The organism is Pseudoneobacillus rhizolycopersici (genome assembly GCF_054786815.1).
The window spans coordinates 111,230-130,714 of record NZ_JBTOOE010000006.1 but is presented as its reverse complement, the minus strand read 5'-3'; the positions used below and the strand labels follow the sequence as shown (position 1 = coordinate 130,714).

Below are 19,485 nucleotides of genomic sequence, written 5' to 3'. Positions count from 1 at the left end.
CGATGAAAGTTTTAGCTAGTATTCCCAATAATCGTGAGATTCCGATTGCGGTTTCGAATCGCCATATTCACCTCTCTAGGGAACATCTTGAAAGATTGTTCGGACATGGATACCAACTTCATAAGCTTAAAGATTTATCACAGCCTGGCCAGTTTGCTGCCAAAGAAACGGTCACTTTAATTGGTCCAAAAGGGAAATTAGAAAAGGTAAGGATTCTTGGTCCGGCGCGTGGAGATACACAAATCGAGGTTTCATTATTTGATGGATATACGTTAGGTATCACACCACCGATTAGAGATTCCGGGGATATTGTTGGAACACCGTCGGTAACTATTCAAGGCCCTAGGGGGCAACTCACTGTACAGCAGGGCTTGATTTGCGCTGCAAGACATATTCATATGCATACTGATGATGCAGCTCGTTTTCATGTCTCGAACGGTCAACGTGTTCAAGTGAAGGTGGGCGGACAACGAGGAGTTATTTTTGACCAAGTGTTAGTTCGTGTTTCTCCTAGATACAAACTTGAAATGCATATTGATGTCGACGAAGCAAATGCAGCGCAAATCAAAAATGGCCAGATTGGCGAGCTGTTAGGGGGGGATGATCATGAAAGAAAAAATTGAAATGATAGTCAGAAAAGTAGTGATGGATTATTTCAATAAAGAGAAAAACTCACCAAAACATAAGCAAGTTCTTGTCATTCTTGATCAACAACCTGCAATGGACGCCGATGTGATTTGGAAGAAATTGAAATCCATTTCTAGTCACTTTAATACTACCATTCTAGTTACTGAAAAATGGACAAAGGTTCCAGATGATATAAATTTTGTTAAACAAATCCCGCTTAATGAGGATCATCTAGTAGATATAGGGGCAGAAATGGTGAGAGCAGATGTACTCCTTTATGCGACTGCTAATCATTCTACCTTAGCAAAACTTGCAATGACAATGGATGATAGTTTATCATTGTGGATTACCATACAAATGCAATTTGATGGAAAACCAATTATCTTGGCAAAGGATTTTTTACAAAAAAGCGGTACAAAGTTAATTACGACTCCCTTTTCTGTTTCAAAGAGAATTGATACCTATATTAGCCAACTTAGGGACGATAAAGTTCAATTACTACCATTAGCCAATGTTTCTAAGTGGCTAGATTCTTATTTTGATAGTTTTACAGATAAGCGCCATGTTGTTTTAGTAAAGCATATTGAAGCGGCAGCTAGTCTTGGGAAATCTGAATTAGTCGTACCAAAAAATAGTTTAATTACTCCAATGTGTAAAGATTTTGCAAGAGAATTAGGGGTTAAAATTTCGCAAAAGGAGTAAAAAGATGATTATTGGAAAAGTAATTGGAAGCGTGGTTTCCTCTGCCAAAGCGGAAAAACTGTTGGGCAAAAAATTATTAGTAGTTCAGCCACTTGACCTCATTTCCATCCAACCTGATGGCAAACCTGTGATCGCAATTGACACAGTTGGTTCCGGGAAGGGTGAAGTGGTGATGGTGGTTAGCGGTAGCTCCGCCAGACAAACGGCTGTCACCAATGGGACACCTGTTGACGCTGCCATCATAGGCGTAGTGGACCAAGTGGAAATCGAAGGTAAACTCACTTTTGAAAAGATGTAAAAGGGGGGATTAGGCTGTGCAAATAAGTGAAAAAGAGATTGAGAAATTAGTAGAGAGAGTACTTGCTACTATGACGAGTCAGAATAGTGGACAAGTCGTTGTGACATCTTCAGAAATGGCATTGGGAGATGGCGTTTTTACCACTGTAGAGGATGCTGTTAAGGCAGCTAAGGTTGCTGAGACAAAGATGCGTAAAGTAACGCTTGAAGCTAGAAGAAAAATGATTAGAGCAATGCGCGAAGTGAGTATCCAGCACGCGGAAGAGCTAGCAAGAATGGCTGTTGCGGAAACCGGTTTAGGACGTCTAGAAGACAAAGTGAACAAAAATTTATTAGCGGCAAACAAAACGCCCGGAACAGAAGATTTAGTGAGTACTACTTATACAGGTGACGATGGCATGACGCTAGTAGAATACGCACCATTTGGGATCGTTGGGTCTATCACACCTTCAACCAATCCGGCCGCGACCATCATCAATAATAGTATCTCATTAGTAGCGGCTGGGAATGTGGTTGTGTATAATCCCCACCCAAGTGCGAAAAAGGTTTCATTACACGCGATGAAACTATTAAATCGGGCAATTGTTGCAGCAGGTGGACCAGAAAATGTTCTAACAGCTGTGGCAACTCCGAACCTTGAAACGAGTAATCAAGTCATGAACCATCCTGAAATCCGCGTGTTAGTGGTAACTGGTGGTGGGATTGTGGTTAAAGCGGCAATGAAGACGGGTAAAAAAGTCATTGCTGCAGGACCGGGTAATCCTCCTGTTGTGGTTGATGAAACAGCAAATCTAGCAAAAGCCGGTAAGGATATCGTTAATGGCGCTAGTTTTGACAACAATGTTCTTTGTACAGCTGAAAAAGAAGTATTTGTTGTTGAAAAGGTGGCTAGTGCGCTTAAGCAAGAAATGCTGAAAAATGGTGCTGTGGAACTAAAAGGGTTCGAACTTGAGAAACTATTAAAAGTCATCCTAGTTGAAAAAGACGGAAAATATTATCCGAACCGTGATTTTATCGGCAAAAATGCTGAGGTTCTTTTAGCCGCGATAGGTAAAAAAGTAGATTCAACAGTACGACTAGTGATTGCCGAAACTTCCTTTGACCATCCGTTAATTTGGACGGAGATGCTAATGCCAATTTTACCAATTGTGAAGGTTCCGGATGTTGACACTGCCATTCAAATGGCGGTTAAAGCAGAAAAAGGTAATCGTCATACGGCCATTATGCATTCACAAAATGTCACAAATTTAACGAAGATGGCTCGAGAAATTCAAGCGACTATTTTTGTGAAAAATGGTCCTTCTTATTCAGGACTAGGCTTTGGTGCCGAAGGATTTACAACCTTAACCATCGCCGGACCAACAGGAGAAGGTTTAACTTCCGCTAGAACGTTTAGCCGTCAAAGGCGCTGTGTCCTAGTGGACGGATTTAGGATCGTTTAAGGAGGTTTGTTGTAGATGTCTGAGAAAGCGGGCAACACAAACCAGGATAAACAAGGGAAAAAGCCGAGGCGAAAAGCTTCTGCTTCTAATAAAAATAGGTCGGCTGATAGTCCGATACAAGGAGGAACTTCCATGAGAGAAGCACTAGGAATGATCGAAACAAAAGGATTAGTTGGCGCAATTGAAGCAGCAGATGCAATGGTTAAAGCAGCAAATGTTACGCTTGTCGGGAAAGAGCAAATTGGGGCTGGCCTAGTGAGCGTAATGGTTCGCGGTGACGTTGGTGCGGTAAAGGCAGCTACAGAAGCAGGAGCGGAAGCAGCTAGCCGTGTTGGTACATTAGTCTCAGTACATGTAATTCCAAGACCAAATGGCGAAGTGGAAGGAATCTTACCGAAGGCTTAAGTAGGTGTTAATAAATGTCTCAAACTAGACTTGAGAATTATATAGAACAGATCGTTAGACAAGTTGTAACGAACACATTGCAAAACAATCTGGCAAACTTTGATAAAATCAAGCCTGTAGTTGTAGCGAACTGGAAAATGAATATGACTCTGGATTCAATTGCTAAGTTTGTAAATGATTATGGGAATGAAGAATTTGCAGCTGAAGTGGTCGTTTGTCCGCCTGCACCTTACTTATATGTTTTGGATACAATGAAAAATCAACTTCAGGCTTCTTTCTCCATAGGAGCACAAAATGTCCATTCGGAAAATGGGGGAGCCTTTACGGGGGATGTTTCCGCAACACAATTAACGGATGTAGGTTGTGAGTACGTTATCATTGGACATTCAGAGCGAAGAGCAATTGGCGAAAGCAATGAGTTTATTCATCTAAAGGTCAAACAAGCCTTAACTTCGGGTCTGAAACCGATTCTTTGTGTCGGAGAAACAGAAACAGAGCGAAACTTAGGCAAAACAAATGAAGTTGTTGAGGAACAGGTATTTAGTGCTCTCAATAACTTATCAGATATATCTCGTGTCATCATTGCGTATGAACCAGTTTGGGCAATCGGTACAGGGAAATCTGCAACACCTGAGATGGCTCAGGAGGTTCATCAATTTATACGTTCTGTTTTAAAAAAACATTTTGGGCCAACAGCTGACAGAATTCCACTTCTATATGGAGGGTCAGCAAAACCGGATAACGCAAATGATCTCAGTGCCATGCCAGATATCAATGGTTTGTTAGTTGGCGGGGCAAGCCTTAAGGCTGATGATTTTACCAGAATCATAAAGGCATTTGGATAAGGGGGGAGAACAATGAAAAAAGTTGCGATTGGTAGTGACCACGGTGGATTTGAGTTAAAGGAAGCCGTAAAAAAACAGCTGACTAGTCTTGGCTACCAATATATCGATTTTGGATGTCATAACAAAGAAGCAGTTGACTATCCTGATGTTGCATTTCTTGTAGGCGAGTGTGTTGCCACTCATGATGACTATGTCGGAATTATGATCGATGGGGCGGGTATTGGCAGCGGTATGACGTTGAATAAAATACCAGGTGTCCGTGCAGGAGTCTGCTGGGATCTCTCCTCTGTCATGAATAGCCGTCTTCATAATAATGCTAACGTCCTTTCTATTGGCGGACAACTTTTAGGACAAGCCTTGGCGTTGCAAATGGTAAAAACGTGGCTAGAAACCCCATTTGAAGGTGGTCGCCACGATAAGCGGGTAACAAAAATAATGGAAATTGAAAGTCGTTTCATTAAGCGCGAAAGTAGGTAATCGGATGTTTATTGGAAAAGTCATTGGAAATGTTGTATGCACCCAAAAGGATGAGAGTTTGGTCGGTTTGAAATTACTTGTGGTTCAACCATTAACTGATGACTTAAAACCTAAAGGAAAACCGATTATCGCCATTGATACGATTCGCCAGTCCGGCCAAGGGGACATCGTCTATATGGGAAAAAGTAGGGAATCATCCCTGCCACTAGGTAAAGAACTAACAGCGTCAGATGCAGGGATTTTAGGAATTATTGAACACTATAACATTCAAAAAATGGAGGAATAACTCATGAATAACGCATTAGGAATGATCGAAACAAAAGGTTTAGTAGGTGCAGTTGAAGCAGCAGACGCCATGACAAAGGCGGCAAACGTAACGCTTGTTGGTAAGGTGAATGTAGGTGGAGGGTTAATTTGTGTAATGGTTCGCGGGGATGTTGGTGCTGTTAAAGCAGCAACAGAAGCTGGTGCGGATGCAGCGGCTCGCGTTGGAGAATTACTTTCTGTTCATGTCATTCCAAGACCACATTCCGATATCGAGAAAATTTTACCTCAACAAGCTTAATTATGAAGCTCGCTAGGGTAATTGGAAATATTGTTTCTACCATTAAAACAGCTAGCCACAGTGGCCAAAAGTTGATGGTGGTAGAACCGGTTGATACAACGGGAAAAGCAATTGGAGACTCGTTTGTGGCTGTAGATGCAGCCCAAGCGGGTATTGGTGATATTGTTATTATCATCGAAGAGGGCGGTTCGGCAAGGGAAATATTAAAAAAGCCGGACGCCGCTGTCGATGCGATTATCGTAGGCATAGTAGACTACTTAGAATAATGGAAAAGCTCCAATGGATGGAGCAAAAAACAACGGAGGTGAGTTCAGTTGGACATGGAATTATTGGTAAAACAAATTACAGAACAAGTAATGGCACAAATTTCAAATGCGGGTGCTGGGAATAAGCCGGCCCAAGTGGCAAGTTCAGCACCGTCCTACTTTGAAAACAAAGTCATTACAGGACCACAGGTTGCCCGACTGATTGATCATACATTATTAAAACCGGATAGTACAAAGGATCAAATCGTTCAGATTTGTAAGGAAGCTATCGAATATAATTTTGCAACTGTTTGTGTTAATCCTTTCTGGGTCAGCACGGCTGCGCAAGTTTTAAAAGGAAGCAAGGTCGGAATCACGACAGTGGTTGGCTTTCCATTAGGCTCAACAAGTACGTTTTCTAAAGTATCTGAAGCACGCGATGCAATTGCTGATGGTGCGACTGAAATCGATATGGTTATTAACATTGGAGCATTAAAATCAGGAGATTACGAAACGGTTAAAAAGGATATCGAAGGTGTTGTCCTAGCTTGTAAAGGTCAAGCAGTTGTGAAGGTAATCATTGAAACTGGTTTCTTAACGGACGAGGAAAAGAAAAAAGCTTGTATGCTCTCAAAAATGGCAGGAGCAGATTTTGTTAAGACTTCAACTGGATTCGGACCTGGTGTTGCCACTCCTGAAGATATCGCTTTAATGCGTGAAACAGTTGGTCCGGATATGGGCGTGAAAGCATCAGCTGGTGTTCGTGATTTGGATACCGCTCGTAAGCTGGTTGCAGCTGGGGCTACTCGAATTGGCGCAAGTGCTGGAATCGCGATTGTTAAAGGTGAGCAAGGTAAAGGTAGTTATTAATAGTGGATATAATCGGCCCTAAGGTGTTCTTTAGGGCCATAAATATTTTACTATCTAAATATTGGTGATATTGAAATTTTAGTTATTTTTTCGTATAATAGATTTAGTAACCGCTTACATCATAGAAAGGTGTGAAAGAATGACAATCGCACAACAAGTCGTAAATATGAGAAAATTAAAAGGCCTTGAGATAGAAGAGTTTGCTTTAATAGTAGGACTAGATAGTAAAACAATCAGTCAATTGGAACAAGGATTAATCGACCCTACCATTTCTACATTAGAAAAAATAACAAGCACTTTTAACTGGAGCTTTAAAATCGGAGATGTGTCGATTTAAGTGAATACATAATTTGGGGAGGCTAACAGTTGTTAGCTCCCTTTAATTTTTTCCAACGCATTTAAGCAAGATGATGAATTTTTTGATATAATGAATGAGACCTTATAGGTGTGTGGAATTTAATTTTGAAGGAGTGATTGTCTATAGTGCGGTTAGTAAAATCAATACCAAATATGTTTACGCTTGGGAACCTTTATTGCGGATTTTTATCTATTGGATTTGCCGCAAATGGTCAATATAAGAATGCAGCGATACTGATCATCATTGGGATGATGTTAGATAGTATGGATGGCCGTTTAGCCAGAATGTTAAAGGTGAATGGGGCATTAGGCAAAGAGCTTGATTCACTTGCGGATGTTGTGACATTTGGAGTAGCGCCTTCTTTTTTAGTGTATTATACATACTTTTATCAATTCGGTATATTAGGATTAGCAGTTGCTGGAGTATTTCCATTGTTTGGTGCCTATCGACTAGCCAGATTTAACATAAGTACGGACAAAACATCTTTAAATTATTTTATCGGAGTACCAATTACTGCGGCAGGGGGAATTCTAGCGATTCTTACCCTTTTTGGAGATAAAATTCCTAATATTATTACAACAGTAGTGTTTACTGGTCTATGCTTTTTAATGGTTAGCCGGATTCGAATTCCAAGCTTTAAAGAAATTCCGCTGCCTAAATACGGGACAATTGTGACCCTATTTGTAGCTTCACTCATTTTTGTGATCATTTATAAAGAAACAAAGGAGCAATTTCCCTATTTAATTTATATTGCGATTCCATTGTATATTGCTTATTTACTATACCGTTTTGTAAAAGGAAAAAATAAAAAAGAAATCGATTGAAAAGTGAGCTCCCTAAAAAGCTCACTTTTCTTTTTGGAAAAAATTCATAAAAAACTGCAACAAACTGGAAAGTCGTTCGACTAATAGATAGTTAACTAACCCGGGGGAGCTTTAACGATGTCAAACACCAGAATCAGTGAATGGTTTCAGGATTACAGTAACGATATTTACCAATTCTTAATTTATTACCTTGGAACAAGTGATGTCGAAGATATAGTCCAAGAGGTTTTTTTTAGAGCGATTAAAAAAATGAATGCCTTTGAAGAAAAATCAAGCCCAAAGACTTGGCTATTTAGTATCGCTAGACATGTAGCTATAGACGAAATACGCCGAAAACAAAGAATGAGAGTAAAGAGCTTGATTTTGATGGAGAAGCAAGCAGAGATTGAGATCAACACACCGGAACATCTCCTTCAATTAAGTGAATCGAAAAAGGAATTATTGGAAGCCATTCGCACATTAAAAACCAATTATCGCGATGTCATCGTATTACGGGGGATAAAAGAATTATCCATTGAGGAGACGGCCAAAATTTTAAACTGGAAAGAGGATAAGGTCAGACTTACCTTTCACCGAGCCCTAAAAGCTTTGCAAAAAGAGAAAGAGAGGTTCATGTAATGGATAACGGGAAACAATCTAACATATTGAATGAACTTGCTGAGCTACCGAAACCAATCATGGATAAAGAGATTCAAGAGCAAATGCTTCTCAAGATTGAGGCCTTTTCTGCCAAAAATGAAAAGAAGAAAAAGTGGGGAATTTTCATGAAGAAAATACATGTTGGAATGGCAACTGTGGTGGCTGTATTAGTGATATCGATTATTTCTGTTAGTATTTTAATAAAAAATGTTCCAATTCAAAATCAACAATCTGATCAACCTATAGTAACACCGGGTAATCAAGATATGCCTGGAATAGAGCAGGTTTTCGATTCGATTGACGATCATCTACCGGAGCACCAGGTGGCTATGGATGATCTCTATTTTACGATACCAGAGAAAAGAGAGAACGTGTTTATTGATCGACGGGTTGAGGGGAAATTCACGATTGTCGATATACGTGATAAACAAACGAATAAACTTCAGTACCGTTTTGGTGAGACAACAGGTGATTCCACAGAAAAGATGGTGTTCCGCGAAATCCAGGTGCCAAACATGAAGACGGCCATTCGTTTGATCGTATATGTAGAAATGGATAAGGAAAATGGGATGATAACAAAAATAACTAATCAAAAAGTTAGCTATGAGCCTCAACCATACCGAATTGATTTAGAAAAACTATATGCATGGTCCAGAACTGACCGATTTCCGGTAGAACTAGTTTCAGTACAGGCGCATATACAACTAGCCATAAAGAATGATACTGTTGACCCAGCTAAAATAATGGAAACAGAGATGATTGAAACAGGACATGAAATTGGCGTTATTAAACAAGACTGATTGAGTGGAAAAGAACATCCCGACATGAGATGTTCTTTTTTAGCGCTCCGAAATTTTTTTCTGGTATTATTCCTTATCGGTAGCATATAATGAAGTTTGCTATTGTGATATTTTAAGAAGGAGTATTCCTATGAAACAAACCTTTACGTTAATGGAAAAAATAAAACTTTTGTTGATTTTGTTAATTCCAATCTTAATCACCCAGCTTGGAATGTTTTCAATGGTGTTCTTTAACATCCTTATGTCCGGTAAATACGATGCTTCAGATTTGGCAGGAGTCGGGGTTGGCTCAGCCATTTGGAATCCGGTTTTTACTGGTTTAAGTGGGATTCTTCTTGCGGTTTCTCCAATTGCAGCGCAGCGATTTGGCGAAAAGAAACATAAAGAAGTTTCTGAGGTTCTCTCACATGGGGTATATTTAGCATTCGGAATTGCTCTCATTGTGATCCTTGTCGGTGCATTTTTATTAAACCCAATTCTATCGGTTATGAATTTGGCACCAAGTGTAGCGGAGACTGCTCACGATTATTTGGTAGGATTAAGCTTTGGAATTATTCCTTTATTTGTTTTTAACGTGTTAAGATCGTTTATTTACGCACTAGGGAAAACGCGAGTAGTTATGTTTATTTTACTTAGTTCCTTACCTGTCAATTTCTTTTTTAACTATGTGCTGATTTTTGGTAAATTCGGTTTTCCAGAGCTAGGTGGTTCCGGTGCCGGGTATGCTACTTCGATTACCTACTGGCTAATTGCTGGGATGACAGCATTTATCATCAAAACGAAGGAACCATTTTCTGCTTATGTCGGGATTTCCTATTTTAAGCGTTTTTCATTTAAAGAGGCATTGGAAATTTTAAAAATTGGTGTGCCAATGGGTCTATCAATCTTTTTTGAAACGAGTATGTTTGCTGTAGTAACCATACTTATCAGTAAGTTTGATATTACCACGATTGCGGCCTATCAAACGGCGTTAAACATTGTTGCTTTTTTATATATGATTCCATTAAGTATATCGTTGGCTCAAACGGTTTTAGTGGGTTATGAGGTAGGAGCTGGACGGTATAAAGATGCGAAAGCTTATAGTTGGCTCGGGATTTATCTCTCGATCATCATAGCCGTTGTGGCTGGGGTGTTTGTTGTCCTATTCCGCTATGGGATTGCTGGATTCTATTCGAATGATTCAGCCGTCATCTCTTTAGTAGGGACATTTTTAATTTATGCGTTATTTTTTATGATTTCAGATGCAATTCAAGCGACAGCTCTAGCAGCATTACGAGGCTACAAAGATGTGAACATTGCCTTTGTCATGACTTTAATTGCCTATTGGTTAATCTGTCTACCAGTTGGTTATCTTTTAGCTCACTTTACTGGACTTGGGGCAGCGGGATATTGGATAGGCCTAACCGCAGGACTATTAGCCGCTGGAATCTGCTTATCGTTAAGACTCATCTACATTCAAAAACGGAAATTCAATCCACTCATGTTGAAAGAAGTGGTATAAAATAGGTGATTGGTGCCTGTCACCAATCGCCTATTTTTTTACAAATTTATTGTGCAGTTTGGTAAAGAGGAGGGCTGCGAGTATGGATCCGATGAGTAGGAATGTCATGTCCCATTGGGCGTCCCATTTATCTCCTTGCATGCCCATGAAGTCTTTGGTGGCATTGGTTCCGCCAGCTATTTTTGTGCTTCCCCATTCAATGATTTCGTAAAGTGCCCCAATCGAGAGGGTGATACATAAGGCGATGAACGTGGTGATTTTACTTATCGTTAAAGTGGTTTTTCTTATTAAAAGCTCTCTAATAACAATAACCATAAGCCCCTTTAGAAAGTGCCCGAATCGATCGTAATGATTGCGGCTAAGATCATAATGATCCCTAATCCAATTAAATAGCGGGACTTTTGAATAAGAATAATGGCCACCGATAAAAGTTAATATCGATAAGAGGGTAATAATCGCATAGGAAAGGGTAGTCAGGCGGAATTTATGATAGGTGAAGATCACAATGAAAAAAACGGTGATGGCAGGTAAGGATTCCAATAGCCAAACAATATAGCCTTTCTCCGGCTTGATTAATGACCAAATGAGAAAGCCGAGAAACAGGAATAACAAAAAGAGATGAGACCATTTCTTTTGAGCCATTTATTAACACTCCTAAACCATGATAGCTATAGTATGGTTAAATTTTTAGTAAAAAATTTAGTATTTGTTCTTTTCTTGGCATGTTTTGGCGTGTTTAATATATAATCATTATGATGAATACAGATAGAGGAACTAACAGGAGGCATTATGTCAAAAAAAACGATTTGTTTTACAGGTGGCGGGTCAGCAGGTCATGTTACACCAAACATCGCTATCATAAATGAATTAGATAAACAAAAATGGGATATTAAATATATTGGTTCAAAAAAGGGTATTGAAAAAGAATTAATTCAGAAATTAAATATTCCATACTTTGAAATTAGCAGTGGAAAATTAAGAAGATATATTGATTTTGAAAATGTGAAGGATATTTTTCGGGTATTAAAAGGCTGCTTGGATGCTAGGAAAATTTTAAAAAAGCAGCGTCCTAGCTTAGTATTTTCTAAAGGCGGGTTTGTTTCCGTGCCTGTCATTATAGCGGCAAAATCACTGGGAATTCCGATTTTTATTCATGAAAGTGATTTAACTCCGGGGTTGGCGAATAAAATTTCTCAGCGCTTCGCAACGAAGATTTTTACTTCGTTCGAGGAGACGGCCAAGTATTTTCCAAAAAGCCATACCCGAGTTATCGGTTCGCCGATTCGTAAAGAAATATTGGTCGGTTCAGCAGAAAAGGGTCGCCGTTTTCTTGGATTCCACAACGTGCTTCCTATATTAACGATCATGGGTGGTAGTTTAGGGGCGAAAAAAATTAATGAATCCGTCCGTGAGTCGATTGGTGAATTGACAAAGAAATACCAAATTGTTCACTTATGTGGCAAAGGGAATGTGGACGAATCTTTAGTAGGGATTGAAGGTTATAAACAGTTTGAATATGTCCATGATGAACTTCCAGATATTTTAGCTGCCACGAATACGGTGATTACCCGTGGCGGCTCTAATGCGATTTTTGAATTTTTGGCATTAAAAATTCCAATGTTGATCATCCCCTTAAGCAAAGCACAAAGCAGAGGAGACCAAATTTTAAATGCCCGCAGTTTTGCTGAAAAGGGCTATTCATTAACCTTGGAAGAGGAGCAATTGGATAAGGATTCGTTAAAAGAAGCGTTAGAAAAATTAGAGACAAATAGAGAGAGCTATAAATCGGCGATGGAGTCTTCAGCCCAAGGGCAAGCCATCGAATCGATCATTGAGGAGATAAACAAAATCGTTCATTAAAGGGGAAAATCGGATGCTTTTAACAGGTAACGCTTCTTTGGGTTGGAATTTGTTTAGCGAATGTAAGGACAAGAAAAAAGTTGTTTTAGTAGAAAATGGTGTGTCAAATGTAATAGGCTCTACCTCTGAGAAAGTTGTCATTGATTACGATAAGGACTTGCTGTATCGAGAGCAGAAACTTCAGTTTCTTGATCCAAAAAGGGGTGATCGAACGGTTTGTTTAACGTTGCGCTTATCTACATTCGAACCGCTACTGTGTACGGATAGGGGACAGAAAAATGTAACAGTGACCTATTTGGAGAATGTAGTAGAAGTTGTAGCGGATGATGACGTCGTTCGCCGTTTTGACCTTGAAAATGGGGTATTTGATTTATTTTCAGTGGAGTTGGTGTTACGGATGTTGCCGCTGGAAATTGGTTATCAGAATGAAATAAAAATGTTTAACCACATGATTGGGAGTACTGTTGGAGTTAATCTAGAGGTAACTAGCCTTGATCGAGTGTTTGATGGCGAACAGGAATTGGATGCTTTTCGAATTCCCATTGATATCGGCGGACTTGTACAAACGTATTGGATAAGTAAAGATACAAAAGAATTGCTGAAACAATCTGTTATGCTTAGCGAAGGGGTATTTTTTGATTTTATTCGATAATATAAACTTGTTATTTGTAAAAAAAAGCTGCCAACATGGGCAGCTTTTTGTATGTGTACATCTAATTTTGGCGAAATATTAACACAACCAGTATAGGCAGAAGCTATTATATATGTCATAATATGGACATATTTGAAAATATAGTCAAAGGGAGAGGTTTCATGAAAAAATTTGGAGTTGGCTTAGTCATATTAATGGCCTTCTTGTTAGCTGTTTCCGCACTCATTCGTTATCTGGCGTTAGATCCGGTTTCGACAAATAAAACGCTAATTGAACAAGGGATGGACTTGTATGATTTTCATTACAAGCCTTGGAATATCGTGTTAATTCTACACATCGTTACAGCATCGCTAGCACTTGTCATTGGTCCGTTTCAATTTTTTAAAAAGCTACGCAATCAACGAAAAACATTACACCGCAATTTAGGGAAAATCTATGTGGCTACCATACTAATAAGCGGGCTAACTGGTATTTATCTATCTTTTTACGCATTTGGTGGGTTCCTTTCAAAGGTTGGATTTTTCGCACTCTCAATCGCTTGGCTTGTAACAACCTATTTGGCATATAAATATGTTCGAAAAAAACAATTCAAGCTTCATGAAAATTGGATGTATCGAAGCTACGCCGTTACGTTTGTCGCCATCACCTTCCGCATTTGGTCAGCGGTAATCGGCTATTCATTCGATAATTTTAAGTTAGGCTATAGTATGGCGATATGGGTAGGTTTAATCGGGAATATGTTGGTAATGGAATATTGGTTAAGGAAATCGAAACGGGTAAAGAAAAATTCGTCGGTTTTAACAGCCTAAGGAAAAAGGTCGTCTATTAGACGGTCTTTTTTGATTGAAAAAACAGTAATGGGTTCATTTTTTAGGTTCACATGTTATAATCATAGGCAGAAAGATTGGATGAAAGGGTAGTTGTAAAATCATGGTTCGTGAACGAAAGTTTTCGCAGGAAAGGCTTTTTCAAGCGACAAAAGTATTACTTTTAGAGTATGGCCTGGAAGGGTTTACCTTTGCTTATTTAGCCGAACGGTTAGAAGTGGCTAGAGGGACATTGTATAAATATTACGAAAATAAAGAAGAGCTTGTGACCGATTTTATGATCTTTGAAATGAATCGATATTTAGCCGACTTAGCAAAAATACAGGAATTTCCGGATTTTACCTCTAAAATGGATTTTCTTTTTGACTGGATGTTTAAAGATCCAGATATCCCTAGACTAATTGAAATGGGGATGCAAGTTCAAGTAGGTGAAAATCAAAAGGTACTAGCCAATAAGGAGATATTGGATGCCCTTCATTTAAAAATGTATCAACAATTACAAAACTTCATCCACCAAGGAAGAGAGGAAAAGTTACTAAAAGGGAATCTTCCAGATAGTCTTTTGCTAGGGATGATTTTTCAAACGATAAAAATCCCAAATCATTTTGGTATTCCACGGTCAGAATGGATCCAAGCGATCAAGGAAATCATAACGTGCGGAATGTTCATAAAAAGATAATTGACACTTGTGTCACATTCGTAGATAATCAATGTGACGGTAGTGTCAATTTATTTTTTGCCCAAAGTGACGTTTGTGTCACTTTGGGGTGGAGAAAGGATAGATAGTATGGAAAAATGGATGAGGAGAATAACAGACAAGGTCACAACCAAAAAGGGTATGTGGATAACCTTATCAATTTGGTTGATTGTTACTGTTTTATTAGCTGTATTAGCTCCTAGTGCAAAGGAATATGAGGTAACTAGCATTGATTCCTTATCAAAGGATACCCAGTCTGTTATAGCACAAAGCAAAGTCGATCAATATTTTAAGGAAAACGACGGCATTCCAGCCATTTTAGTCTTTCAAGCTGAAGAGGGTAAAATTAATCTATCCCAGTTAACTGAATTTTTTAAGGGCATGGAAGATGGAAAAATGGAAGGCATTAAGGAAATGGTTCCAATCTTGCAAATGCCTCTTCAAGTTGTAAAAAATTTCTTGTCCGAAGACGAATCGACCATCATTATTCCGTTAACGTTCAAAACGAACCTAGAAAACAAGGAAATTAGAACTCAACTAGAAAATATGTATGATTTAGCGAAAGTCTCAACCGATTATTCCCTATATGTGACAGGTCCGGCCGGAATTGGTGTGGATTCCTTAAATCTATTTTCTCGAGCGGATGTCGTGCTTATATTATCAACTGTTGGCTTAATTTTAATATTGCTAATTGTTATCTATCGTTCACCATTATTAGCACTTATTCCATTATTAGCGGCAGCCTTTGTTTATGAGGTTGTGAATCAAATCCTAGGTTTGATGGGAAAAGCAGGATTGATGTTGAGTAATCAGACACTTTCGATTATGACGATTTTATTATTTGCTGCCGTCATTGATTACTCATTATTTGTATTTTCGCGTTTTCGAGAAGAGTTAAAAACTCATGATAATAAATTTGCTGCGATGCAACAGGCGATGAGAGAAACTGGAATGCCGGTATTCTTCTCAGGTGGAACCGTTCTTGCTGCGATGTTAGTCTTGTTTTTTGCCGAGTTTGGTGATTACCGTAATTTTGCCCCGATCTTTGGAACAACGATGGTAGTGATTATGGTGGCTTCGGTTACTTTAGTACCAGCACTATTTACGCTATTTGGTAGAAAATCATTTTGGCCAAAAATTCCCCGTGTTGGTGATGAGAAGGTTGCAAGCCATTCTATTTGGAGTAAAGTCGGACGTTTTGTCGTTAGAAAACCCGTACTTTCGGTCGCTGTGATCAGCATCATCTTACTTGTATCGGCAAGTAACATGTTTAATCTCAAGTATGAATTCGATACGATGAAGTCCTTTCCAGAGGACATGCCATCTCGACAAGGATATGAAATACTAGAAGATAAGTTTGCAAAAGGAGATTTAGCACCTACAACGGTCTTGTTAGAAGCAAATGAAACAGTCACTTCCGAGCAACAAGAGGAGCTTAGAAAAATCTTAGCTGAGCAGTCGCTTGTAAGCAGTGTCCGGTTTAGTGATTCTGCCAATGATGGAAAGGTGATTGCCTATAGCCTTACATTTACAGAAAGTCCATACTCGGTCGAAGCAATGGATGCTCTTGAAAAGATGCGAGAGAATTCTAAAAAAATAGCATCTGATAGTGCTATAAATGGGGAACTTTATTTTGCCGGTGAAACAGCTAAAAAAGTCGATGATCGGGCTGTCAATAATCGAGACCTTATCGTCATTGTCATAATCGAGTCGTTGTTAATTTTTGCGATGTTAATTTTCTTAACCAAATCCTTCAAAATGCCAATTTATATGATGGGAACAATATTAATCTCGTTTTTGGCTGCTGTCGGGCTAGGAATGTTCTTAAGTAAATTATTTTTTGATATCGATACAATCAGTAACCGAGTTCCCATCTACTCTTTTGTATTCCTAGTAGCTCTTGGCATTGATTATAACATCATTTTGATTTCAAGGTTTATCGAGGAACGGAGACAGCACTCTGTGAAAAAAGCAGTGGAAAACGCTGTAGCTGCAACAGGGGGAGTCATTTCTTCTGCAGGGATCTTGCTTGCGGCGACCTTTGCCGTTCTAATGACACAGCCAGTGCAAATTTTGTTTGTGTTTGGATTTATTGTGGCAGTAGGGATACTTCTAGATACATTTTTAATCCGTGGAATATTACTGCCTGCGTTAATAGTGTTGTTTGAAAGAGATAAGCAGAAAGAATCGGTAAAATAAGGATTAGTAAAAGGAAAAGGATAGCCTGAACCATATAGGTTCATAGGCTATCCTTTTTATGTTCTTAACTCTTTACTTCCGTTTTACAATATAAATCAACAAAATGGGCTGGATTTAATTTTTCTCCGGTTACGCGGGCAATTTTTTCATTCCAGCTATATAGGGCTGCAGGCTTGAAGAATTGTTGAATCAACATATCACCGGTAGCCTTCGTGAAAATTTCCGGTGATATTTCCGTTTCAATATAACGTTGCAGTTGTGCTGCCATCAGTTCTCCTAATAGATAATTCTGATAATACACTGGTGCAAGAGTGAAGTGAATCTTTGCTGCCCAGTCTGGATTATCAGTGGAATCAGGTGGGGTCACTAACTGTACCTCATTTACAATTTTCCACCATAAAGAATTGAGATCTTGATCAGGATTTTCATATAATTCTTTTTCAAATAAAACAAAAGTAATAATCCAGCGGCCAGAGATTAACATTTGTAGCTGTTGATATTTCTGTAACTCAGGTGCTAGTTCATTTACCTTCGCTTCGTCCATTTGTAAAAATCTCTTCAACCAGCGTGGGTCTTTCCCCATTTTTCCAAAAAGCATCGCAATCGCTTCGGTTGTTAATGTATGGCTAACAGTACGTAAGCTGAATGGGAAGGAAGGGTCCACATATTTAAAGTAAGCAGCATGACCGAATTCGTGTAAATTCGTTTCCATCCAATAGGCACTTTCTGTAAGGTTGCAAAGGACACGTACATCACCTTCACGGTCTAAATCTGAGCAGAAGGCTGTTGGGTTCTTCTTTTCACGAGGGAAAAGGTCACTTTTCTCGTAAAGATCTTCAATTTCAATTCCCATAGAAGAAAATGTATCAGTTGTCAGCTGTACAAGATCTTTTCCTTTGTAATATGGATCTAGATTAGTAATGTCAGAAGGTGGAGCCTCTTGGAAAAACGGATCAACATAATGCCAAGGGCGAATATCCTCAGCTGAAATACCGAATTTAGCAGCTAAACGCTCGTCTAATTCCTGTTTCATCGAACGATAGGTTTCATCAGATTTTTCAATTAAGTCCTTAAAGATGGAAAATACTTCATCTCGATCAAGCTCTTGTAGGGCAAACGCCATCTGATGATGGTTTTCGTAGCCTAAAGATCTTGCTGCTTCATTACGCTTTCTAACCAATTCAAGAAGTCCTTTTTCTACTACTTTACCAACCTCTTTGCTAGCAAACCAAACCTTTTTACGTAGTTCCAAGTCCGTACTATTGACTAAAATCTCACGAATGTCATTAGCTGAGTATTTTTTGCCGTCCACTTCTGGAGTAAAAGTATTAAATTGTAGGTTTAACTCAGAAGAACGCTTGGCTAAATCAGCAATCACTTCTTCCGGCAATTGATTTTCTTTCATTGCATTGACCAGAAGTTGTAGCTGTCGCTTTTGGATATCCGTTAAGGCTTCAGAGCTTAAATACTGCTGTGCCTGTTCGTAGGCTTCCTTATCTGCAAAAAGTAAATCAAATTTTGTTGCTGCTTCGCCAAGCTTTGTTGCCCACTCAGGGTCTCCAGTGGTTTGGGCCATCCAGCTTGAATGAGTAACATCCTTTAATAAAGCTTGCATTTTATCATTATATTGCTGTAGAAACTGTTCAACTACTGCCATTTGTATCGCTACCTTTCTATGAAAAGAATCATTATAAGAATTCGCTGTTTTGATAGAGAAACCTGCTTGATGAGTCAAATTTTTCAAGAAAATAGACTGGACAATGCAAAATTTTCCAGTCTATTTTCACAAGAATTATTTTAAAAATGACTTGATTTTAGGGAAAAGCTTTACGGCCGTACTGTAAAATACTTGTTCATGAAACTCTTCCGGAATTAATTTTTTGATAAAATCAATGTATGGCGCAATTGGAATCAGTGGCCAATCTGTTCCAAAAAGTAATTTATCATAGGAATCGGCAAATACAAGAGCATGGCGTAAATGATCTAGGAAACGACCTTCGCTCTTACTTAATAGATCCTTTTCGGTTCCGACAATCAGACCGGAAAGGTCCGCATACACATTTGGGTTTTTATAAATAATCTCGGCACCTGTTAAAGTCCAAGGATCTCCAAAATGGGCCATCATAAAGTTTACATTGCGGTGCTTAACGGCGACCTCATCAATAGCCAATGGGTGGGAGTACTTTAGAAACCCGCGTTCTGAGTACGTATCACCTGTGTGAAAAACGACAGGCAGCTTGTATTTTGCAGCAAGCTCATACACAGGCTGATATACATCATCATAAGCATAAAAAGGATAATAACCGAGATAAATTTTAATCCCGACAACGTTTGGTTTTTGAACTTCATCTTCCAATCGGGCTAATGCTTCTTCCCCTAGGTCATAAGGATTGACCCCAGCACAATAAACGATATTGGCTGGAATCTCAACTTCCAGGTCAAGGCCCATCGGTGTCACCGCTTCGTAATCTGGAAATCCCATTTTTGGAGTTTCAGTAACCCCCATCCCGATGCCTAATACGACGTTTGCTTCAGCGTATTCTTTTATTATCCCTTTGTTTGAATAATCCACAAAGGAGAGCTTTTCAGCTGTTTCATAAAATGACTCTATGTTAGATAAATGCATATGGGCATCGATGATTTTCATAAGGCA

General features: G+C 39.0%; 24 protein-coding genes. 21 read left to right on the top strand and 3 right to left on the bottom strand.

All coding sequences use genetic code 11. From position 1 onward, the window contains the following. The first annotated feature begins 2 nt into the window (after positions 1-2). The 16 genes from pduL (at position 3) to ACX9YW_RS08795 (ending at position 10,597) form a co-directional block, all read left to right on the top strand. A complete protein-coding gene (pduL, locus tag ACX9YW_RS08870; protein ID WP_460345247.1) occupies positions 3-623 on the top strand; it encodes a phosphate propanoyltransferase in 621 nt (206 codons plus the stop codon). Next, positions 607-1,329, top strand: coding sequence for a hypothetical protein (locus tag ACX9YW_RS08865; protein ID WP_460345002.1), 723 nt, complete (start codon positions 607-609; stop codon positions 1,327-1,329). Before pduL ends, ACX9YW_RS08865 begins: the two co-directional genes overlap by 17 nt. A gap of 4 nt (positions 1,330-1,333) precedes the next feature. After that, positions 1,334-1,627, top strand: coding sequence for a EutN/CcmL family microcompartment protein (locus ACX9YW_RS08860; protein ID WP_460344999.1), 294 nt, complete (start codon positions 1,334-1,336; stop codon positions 1,625-1,627). A gap of 16 nt (positions 1,628-1,643) precedes the next feature. Continuing rightward, positions 1,644-3,068 (top strand): aldehyde dehydrogenase family protein, encoded by a 1,425-nt coding sequence (locus ACX9YW_RS08855; RefSeq protein WP_460344996.1) that lies wholly within the window; start codon positions 1,644-1,646, stop codon positions 3,066-3,068. 132 nt (positions 3,069-3,200) lie between these two features. Beyond that, positions 3,201-3,473: a BMC domain-containing protein gene (locus ACX9YW_RS08850; RefSeq protein ID WP_460345244.1), complete on the top strand. Its 273-nt coding sequence runs from the start codon at positions 3,201-3,203 to the stop codon at positions 3,471-3,473. A gap of 14 nt (positions 3,474-3,487) precedes the next feature. Continuing rightward, positions 3,488-4,318: a triose-phosphate isomerase gene (tpiA, locus tag ACX9YW_RS08845; RefSeq protein ID WP_460344993.1), complete on the top strand. Its 831-nt coding sequence runs from the start codon at positions 3,488-3,490 to the stop codon at positions 4,316-4,318. A gap of 12 nt (positions 4,319-4,330) precedes the next feature. Next, positions 4,331-4,795: a ribose 5-phosphate isomerase B gene (gene rpiB, locus ACX9YW_RS08840; RefSeq protein WP_460344990.1), complete on the top strand. Its 465-nt coding sequence runs from the start codon at positions 4,331-4,333 to the stop codon at positions 4,793-4,795. A 4-nt stretch (positions 4,796-4,799) separates the two neighbouring features. Next, positions 4,800-5,081, top strand: coding sequence for a EutN/CcmL family microcompartment protein (locus ACX9YW_RS08835; protein ID WP_460344987.1), 282 nt, complete (start codon positions 4,800-4,802; stop codon positions 5,079-5,081). Positions 5,082-5,084: 3 nt separating this feature from the next. After that, a complete protein-coding gene (locus ACX9YW_RS08830) occupies positions 5,085-5,360 on the top strand; it encodes a BMC domain-containing protein (protein ID WP_460344984.1) in 276 nt (91 codons plus the stop codon). A 2-nt stretch (positions 5,361-5,362) separates the two neighbouring features. Further along, on the top strand, positions 5,363-5,626 hold the full coding sequence (locus ACX9YW_RS08825; RefSeq protein WP_460344981.1) for a EutN/CcmL family microcompartment protein: 264 nt from the start codon (positions 5,363-5,365) through the stop codon (positions 5,624-5,626). 48 nt (positions 5,627-5,674) lie between these two features. Then, on the top strand, positions 5,675-6,475 hold the full coding sequence (gene deoC / locus ACX9YW_RS08820) for a deoxyribose-phosphate aldolase (protein WP_460344978.1): 801 nt from the start codon (positions 5,675-5,677) through the stop codon (positions 6,473-6,475). 139 nt (positions 6,476-6,614) lie between these two features. Further along, positions 6,615-6,812 (top strand): helix-turn-helix domain-containing protein, encoded by a 198-nt coding sequence (locus ACX9YW_RS08815; RefSeq protein ID WP_460344975.1) that lies wholly within the window; start codon positions 6,615-6,617, stop codon positions 6,810-6,812. Between the two features lie 146 nt (positions 6,813-6,958). Beyond that, positions 6,959-7,657, top strand: coding sequence for a CDP-diacylglycerol--serine O-phosphatidyltransferase (gene pssA, locus ACX9YW_RS08810; RefSeq protein WP_460344972.1), 699 nt, complete (start codon positions 6,959-6,961; stop codon positions 7,655-7,657). A 117-nt stretch (positions 7,658-7,774) separates the two neighbouring features. Next, positions 7,775-8,275 carry an RNA polymerase sigma factor gene (locus ACX9YW_RS08805; RefSeq protein WP_460344969.1) on the top strand — a complete coding sequence of 167 codons (501 nt, stop codon included), beginning with the start codon at positions 7,775-7,777 and terminating at the stop codon, positions 8,273-8,275. Further along, the gene (locus ACX9YW_RS08800) at positions 8,275-9,096 is read left to right on the top strand and encodes a hypothetical protein (protein ID WP_460344966.1); all 822 of its coding nucleotides are present in this window, start codon (positions 8,275-8,277) and stop codon (positions 9,094-9,096) included. Before ACX9YW_RS08805 ends, ACX9YW_RS08800 begins: the two co-directional genes overlap by 1 nt. A gap of 130 nt (positions 9,097-9,226) precedes the next feature. Further along, entirely contained in the window at positions 9,227-10,597 is a 1,371-nt protein-coding gene (locus ACX9YW_RS08795; protein WP_460344963.1) for an MATE family efflux transporter, read from the top strand. 30 nt (positions 10,598-10,627) lie between these two features. Here ACX9YW_RS08795 and ACX9YW_RS08790 read toward each other — a convergent pair whose 3' ends face one another. Next, entirely contained in the window at positions 10,628-11,239 is a 612-nt protein-coding gene (locus ACX9YW_RS08790) for a DUF2238 domain-containing protein (protein WP_460344960.1), read from the bottom strand. A gap of 147 nt (positions 11,240-11,386) precedes the next feature. On the opposite strand from ACX9YW_RS08790, the gene murG reads away from it, so the two are divergent. From murG to ACX9YW_RS08765, 5 genes are all read left to right on the top strand, one after another. Next, positions 11,387-12,457 (top strand): undecaprenyldiphospho-muramoylpentapeptide beta-N-acetylglucosaminyltransferase, encoded by a 1,071-nt coding sequence (murG, locus tag ACX9YW_RS08785; protein ID WP_460344957.1) that lies wholly within the window; start codon positions 11,387-11,389, stop codon positions 12,455-12,457. A 13-nt stretch (positions 12,458-12,470) separates the two neighbouring features. Further along, positions 12,471-13,109, top strand: a complete 639-nt coding sequence (locus ACX9YW_RS08780; protein ID WP_460344954.1) for a DUF3108 domain-containing protein — start codon at positions 12,471-12,473, stop codon at positions 13,107-13,109. 161 nt (positions 13,110-13,270) lie between these two features. After that, positions 13,271-13,918 carry a DUF2306 domain-containing protein gene (locus ACX9YW_RS08775; protein ID WP_460344951.1) on the top strand — a complete coding sequence of 216 codons (648 nt, stop codon included), beginning with the start codon at positions 13,271-13,273 and terminating at the stop codon, positions 13,916-13,918. Positions 13,919-14,039: 121 nt separating this feature from the next. Beyond that, positions 14,040-14,615, top strand: coding sequence for a TetR/AcrR family transcriptional regulator (locus ACX9YW_RS08770; protein ID WP_460344948.1), 576 nt, complete (start codon positions 14,040-14,042; stop codon positions 14,613-14,615). A 108-nt stretch (positions 14,616-14,723) separates the two neighbouring features. Further along, a complete protein-coding gene (locus ACX9YW_RS08765) occupies positions 14,724-16,832 on the top strand; it encodes an MMPL family transporter (RefSeq protein WP_460344945.1) in 2,109 nt (702 codons plus the stop codon). A 64-nt stretch (positions 16,833-16,896) separates the two neighbouring features. On the opposite strand, the gene ACX9YW_RS08760 is transcribed toward ACX9YW_RS08765, so the two are convergent. Together ACX9YW_RS08760 and ACX9YW_RS08755 are read right to left on the bottom strand one after the other, a co-directional pair. Next, complete coding sequence (locus tag ACX9YW_RS08760; protein ID WP_460344942.1) at positions 16,897-18,489, bottom strand: M2 family metallopeptidase; 1,593 nt, start codon at positions 18,487-18,489, stop codon at positions 16,897-16,899. A 135-nt stretch (positions 18,490-18,624) separates the two neighbouring features. Further along, a complete protein-coding gene (locus ACX9YW_RS08755; RefSeq protein ID WP_460344939.1) occupies positions 18,625-19,479 on the bottom strand; it encodes an amidohydrolase family protein in 855 nt (284 codons plus the stop codon). Positions 19,480-19,485: the final 6 nt, after the last annotated feature.